Below are 4,974 nucleotides of genomic sequence, written 5' to 3'. Positions count from 1 at the left end.
GTTTTCGGGGTGAGCCTGCAATTCTCTGTGAATCAATTGGCGGATTGATTCCGGATCGAAACGAATCAGCGCGATGTTTCTTGTCCCATGAACGCCCACGCCGCCAGCGCGCCGCTCTGCGAGGCCGCCCCGGATCACCCGGAGCGCCAGTATCTCGATCTCCTGGCCGATATCCTGGCCAACGGCGTCGAGCGCGGCGATCGCACGGGCACCGGCACGCTGGGCGTGTTCGGCCGGCAGATGCGCTTCGACCTTTCCCAAGGCTTCCCGCTCCTGACCACCAAGAAGCTGCACAGGAAGTCGATCATCCTGGAGCTGCTGTGGTTCCTGCGCGGCGACACCAACGTCCGCTGGCTGCAGGAACGTGGGGTCAGCATCTGGGACGAGTGGGCCGACGCCGAGACCGGCGAGCTGGGCCCGGTCTACGGCAAGCAGTGGCGCTCCTGGAGCGCGCCGGACGGGCGGGTCATCGACCAGATCGCCGCTGTCGTCGAAGGCCTGAAGACCAACCCCAACAGCCGCCGCCACATCGTCTCGGCCTGGAACCCAGCCGAGGTGGAGGACATGGCGCTGCCGCCCTGCCACTGCCTGTTCCAGTTCTTCGTCGCGGATGGAAAGCTGAGCTGCCAGCTCTATCAGCGCTCGGCCGACGCGTTCCTGGGCGTGCCGTTCAACATCGCCAGCTACGCGCTCCTGACCATGATGGTGGCCCAGGTCACCGGCCTTGAGCCCGGCGAGTTCGTCCACACCCTGGGCGACGCCCACCTCTATCTGAACCACCTCGACCAGGCCCGCGAGCAGCTCAAGCGCACGCCCTATCCCCTGCCCGTCCTTGAAATCGCGCCCAAGCACGACCTGTTCGCCTTCGAGTATGAGGACTTCAAGCTGCGGGGGTATCAGGCCCACGACCGCATCGCTGCGCCCATCGCGGTCTGAGATGCTCCCCGTTGGGGAAAGCGGTCAGCGCAGCTGACTGAGGAGGCCTCTCCCGAGGTCTGAGCAGAAGCCCCCTCCGACCCTCCGGGCCACCTCCCGCAAGCGGGGAGGATCGGCTAAGACCATCCCATGCCTCCCATCACCCTCACCGCCGGCCCCATCGCGCGCGCCCGCAATGGCGTCATCGGACGCGACGGCGGCCTGCCGTGGCGGCTGAAGACCGACCTGGCCAACTTCCGCGCGGTGACCATGGGCAAGCCGGTGATCATGGGCCGCAAGACCTGGGAGAGCCTGCCCAGGAAGCCGCTGGTCGGCCGCACCAACATCGTGCTCAGCCGCGACGGCTCCTTCGAGCCGCGCGGCGCGGTGGTCTGCGAGGAGTTCGGCGAGGCGGTCGCCATCGCCCGCGAGCAGGCGGAGGAGGACGGCGCGCGCGAGGTCTGCGTGATCGGCGGCGCCTCACTGTTCGAGCTGGCGCTCGCCAAGGCCAGCCGCATCTATCTCACCGACGTCGAGGCCGAGGTGGAAGGCGATGTGACCCTGTCGCCGCTCGACATGGACCGCTGGACCGAGGTCAGCGCCAAGGCCTACCCGGCGGGCGAAGGCGACGACTACCCCTTCACGATCCGGGTGCTGGAACGCCGCTGACGGCTTCGCTAGGGTCGCGTCCAACAAGCAAGCGAGGGACGCGCCATGGACTACGAACTGGTCACCGAGGGCCTCGAATTCCCCGAAGGCCCGATCGTCATGGCGGACGGCTCGATCATCCTGACTGAGATCAAGGGCCAGCGCCTGACCCGCGTCACCCCCGATGGCCGCAGGGAGACGGTGGTCGAGACCGGCGGCGGCCCCAACGGCGCGGCCATCGGCCCGGACGGCGCGATCTGGATCACCAACAACGGCGGCGCCTTCGAGTGGCTGGACAACCAGGGCCTCACCATCCCCGGCCCGACCCCGGCCAGGCATGTGGGCGGCTCGCTGCAGCGCTTTGACCTCAAGTCCGGCAAGCTCGAGACGGTCTACGAGGCCTGCGACGGCCGCCGCCTGGTCGGCCCGAACGACCTGGTCTTCGACCGCCAGGGCGGCGTCTGGTTCACTGACCACGGCTGTTCGACACCGGAGGGCCGCAAGTACGGCGGCCTCTACTATGCAAAGACCGACGGCAGCCATATCAGCCGCCAGCGCGACCACCTGGTCTCGCCCAACGGGGTGGGCCTCTCGCCGGATGAGCAAGTGGTCTACGTCGCCGACACCAACTTGGCGCGCCTCTGGGCCTTCGACGTGGCCGAGCCGGGCGTGCTGGCCCCCGGACCCGGTTTCGCGCCCGGGCGGGTGATCCACAACCTGCAGGACTATCAGCTTCTGGACAGCCTGGCGGTGGAGGCCGGCGGCAAGGTCTGTGTGGCCACCATCATCAACGGCGGGATCACCGCCTTCGACCCGGACGGCTCGACCGAGCACTTCGCCTTCCCGGACCTGATCTGCACCAACATCTGCTTCGGCGGCGCGGACATGCGCGACGCCTGGATCACCGCCTCCGCCACCGGAAAGCTCTTCAAGGCCCGCTGGCCGCGTCCCGGATTGAAGTTGAATTTCAACGCCTGAGGCGCGGTGGGCGGATACCTTACACAACACGGTTCTGAAACCTTCACCGCTTAGACCCCGTACCTTGACCATAGACGCCGCGACTTCGGGCGGCTGACGGGGGAGTTGGTGATGAACCGTATTCTGAAGCTGGCTCTCGGCCTGGCCGCCGCCGCCGCCCTCGGCGGGCACGCCCAGGCCGCGACCTGGGTGCTCGACTACACCGCCACCAACGGCGGAGCGCCTGGCGAGGCCAATCTGACCCTGGAAACCGCCAGCGCGGTCGACGCCGCCGGGGGCTACGACGTCACCTCGATCACCGGCGAAGTGGACGGCGAGACGATCACCGGCCTGATCGCCAATCCCAGTCAGCCGTTCCCCGCCTACTCGGCCGACGGCATGTTCATCTTCGACAACGTCTTCTACGCCGACAGCTCGCCAGTGCTCTCCAACCCGGGACTGTTCTTCTCCGGGGCCTCGGGCGACGAGTACAACCTGTTCTCCGACAACGCGACGACCTACGAGCTCTACAGGGCCACCAGCGGCGTCGGCTATCAGGCCAATTCGGTGGGCGTGCTGGCCTATCGCGACCCGCCCTCGCTCCCCGACGTCGGTGGGATTCCGGAACCGGCGGCCTGGAGCCTGATGATCCTGGGCTTCGGCGGGGTCGGCGCGCTGCTGCGCCGCCGCCGCAACGCCATCGGCGCGACCCTCGCCTAGATTCTGCCCCGCCGTCCGCAGGAACCGCCGAACGCCGAACGCATTCCTCCTCTGAACGGGGGTCCGGGCGCCGCCCGGCGTGGCTGCGAGACTAGGCTAGATGACGAAACCTGTAGCGTCGGGCGATGCGATGACAGGCATCGCCGGATTGGATGAAATCCTATGCGGCGGCTTTATCCGCGGCCGCGTCTTCCTTCTTGAAGGCAGCCCCGGCACCGGCAAGACGACCGCGGCCCTGGAGTTCCTCCTGGCCGGCGCCGCCATGGGCGAGCGCACCCTCTACATCACCCTCTCCGAGACCGAGGAGGAACTGCGCGACGCCGGCCGCTCACACGGATGGGAGCTGGACGGGGTCGAGGTCTTCGAACTGGTGCCGCCCGAGAGCCTGCTGGACGAGCAGCAACAGCAGAGCCTGCTCTATTCCTCAGATCTGGAGCTCGGCGAGACCACCCGGATGATCTTCGACGCGGTGGAGCAGCTGAAGCCCCACCGCGTGGTGATCGACAGCCTCTCGGAAATCCGGCTGCTGGCGCAGAGCTCGCTGCGCTACCGCCGTCAGGTCCTGGCCCTGAAGCACTATTTCGCCAAGAAGGCGGTTACGGTGCTGCTGCTGGACGACCTGACCACCGAGGCGCTGGACAAGACCGTGCACAGCGTCGCCCACGGCGTGGTGCGGCTCGAGGAGCGGGCTCCGGAGTACGGCGCCGAGCGGCGGCGCCTGCGCGTCGTCAAATACCGCAGCCGCAGGTTCCGCGGCGGCTACCACGACTTCAACATCAAGACCGGCGGCCTGGAGATCTATCCGCGGCTGGTGTCCTCCGAGCACCGCACGGACTTTGACCGCAGACCCTTGTCGAGCGGCGAGGCCGGGCTTGACGGACTGCTGGGCGGCGGCGTCGAGCGCGGATCGAGCTGCCTGATCCTCGGCCCTGCCGGGACCGGCAAGTCGCTGATGTCGCTCTATTTCGCCGTCACCGCCATCAAGCGCGGCGAGAAGGCCGCCTTGTTCGTCTTCGACGAAGAACTGGGCCTGCTGTTCTCCCGCATGATGGCATTCGGCATCGACCTGGAGCGCCTCTCCGCCGACGGTCATCTGATGATCCAGCAGATCGATGCGGCCGAGCTGTCGCCGGGCGAATTCGCCGCGCGGGTTCGCGAGGTGGTCGACGGCGCGGGGATCAAGACAGTGATCATCGACAGCCTCAACGGCTATCAGGCGGCCATGCCGGAGGAGAGCTTCCTCGTCCTGCACATGCACGAGCTCTTGCAGTACCTGAACCGCCAGGGCGCCTCGACCTTCCTGACCGTCGCCCAGCACGGCCTCGTCGGCGAGATGAAGTCGCCGGTGGACGTCACCTACCTGGCCGACACGGTGCTGCTGTTGCGCTATTTCGAGGCCGCCGGCCACGTGCGCCGCGCCGTCTCGGTGATCAAGAAGCGCACAGGCGAACACGAGAAGACCATCCGCGAGTATGCCATCGACGATCGCGGCCTCACCGTCGGCGCGCCTCTGGAAGGCTTCCAGGGGGTGTTGCGCGGCGTGCCGAGCTTCGTCGGGACGGGCGCCGCGCTGCTCGGCGGCGACGCCTCATGATCGCCGAGGCGGCGGGGTCCCGGTGCGCGCTGATCCTCGCCCCGCACGGCCGAGACGCCGCCATCGCAGAGACCATCCTTTCGGAGGCCGGCCTGCCGGTGGAGGTATGCCCTGACCTGCCCTGCCTGCTTCGCTGCCTG

5 protein-coding genes are annotated in these 4,974 nt (G+C 67.8%); all 5 read left to right on the top strand.

What is annotated here, in order from left to right:
- Positions 1-87: 87 nt before the first annotated feature.
- The 5 genes from E8A12_RS18710 (at position 88) to E8A12_RS18690 (ending at position 4,834) form a co-directional block, all read left to right on the top strand.
- On the top strand, positions 88-936 hold the full coding sequence (locus E8A12_RS18710; protein ID WP_293371626.1) for a thymidylate synthase: 849 nt from the start codon (positions 88-90) through the stop codon (positions 934-936).
- Between the two features lie 129 nt (positions 937-1,065).
- Positions 1,066-1,584 (top strand): dihydrofolate reductase, encoded by a 519-nt coding sequence (locus E8A12_RS18705; RefSeq protein ID WP_293371625.1) that lies wholly within the window; start codon positions 1,066-1,068, stop codon positions 1,582-1,584.
- 45 nt (positions 1,585-1,629) lie between these two features.
- Positions 1,630-2,541, top strand: a complete 912-nt coding sequence (locus E8A12_RS18700; RefSeq protein ID WP_293371624.1) for an SMP-30/gluconolactonase/LRE family protein — start codon at positions 1,630-1,632, stop codon at positions 2,539-2,541.
- 111 nt (positions 2,542-2,652) lie between these two features.
- The gene (locus E8A12_RS18695; RefSeq protein WP_293371623.1) at positions 2,653-3,240 is read left to right on the top strand and encodes a PEPxxWA-CTERM sorting domain-containing protein; all 588 of its coding nucleotides are present in this window, start codon (positions 2,653-2,655) and stop codon (positions 3,238-3,240) included.
- 100 nt (positions 3,241-3,340) lie between these two features.
- Positions 3,341-4,834 (top strand): ATPase domain-containing protein, encoded by a 1,494-nt coding sequence (locus tag E8A12_RS18690; RefSeq protein ID WP_293371622.1) that lies wholly within the window; start codon positions 3,341-3,343, stop codon positions 4,832-4,834.
- The last annotated feature ends 140 nt before the right edge of the window (positions 4,835-4,974 follow it).

This window comes from Phenylobacterium sp., assembly GCF_004799395.1.
Lineage (GTDB): Bacteria > Pseudomonadota > Alphaproteobacteria > Caulobacterales > Caulobacteraceae > Phenylobacterium.
Note: the sequence above shows the minus strand (reverse complement) of the source record. Positions and strands in the feature narration are given on the sequence as shown.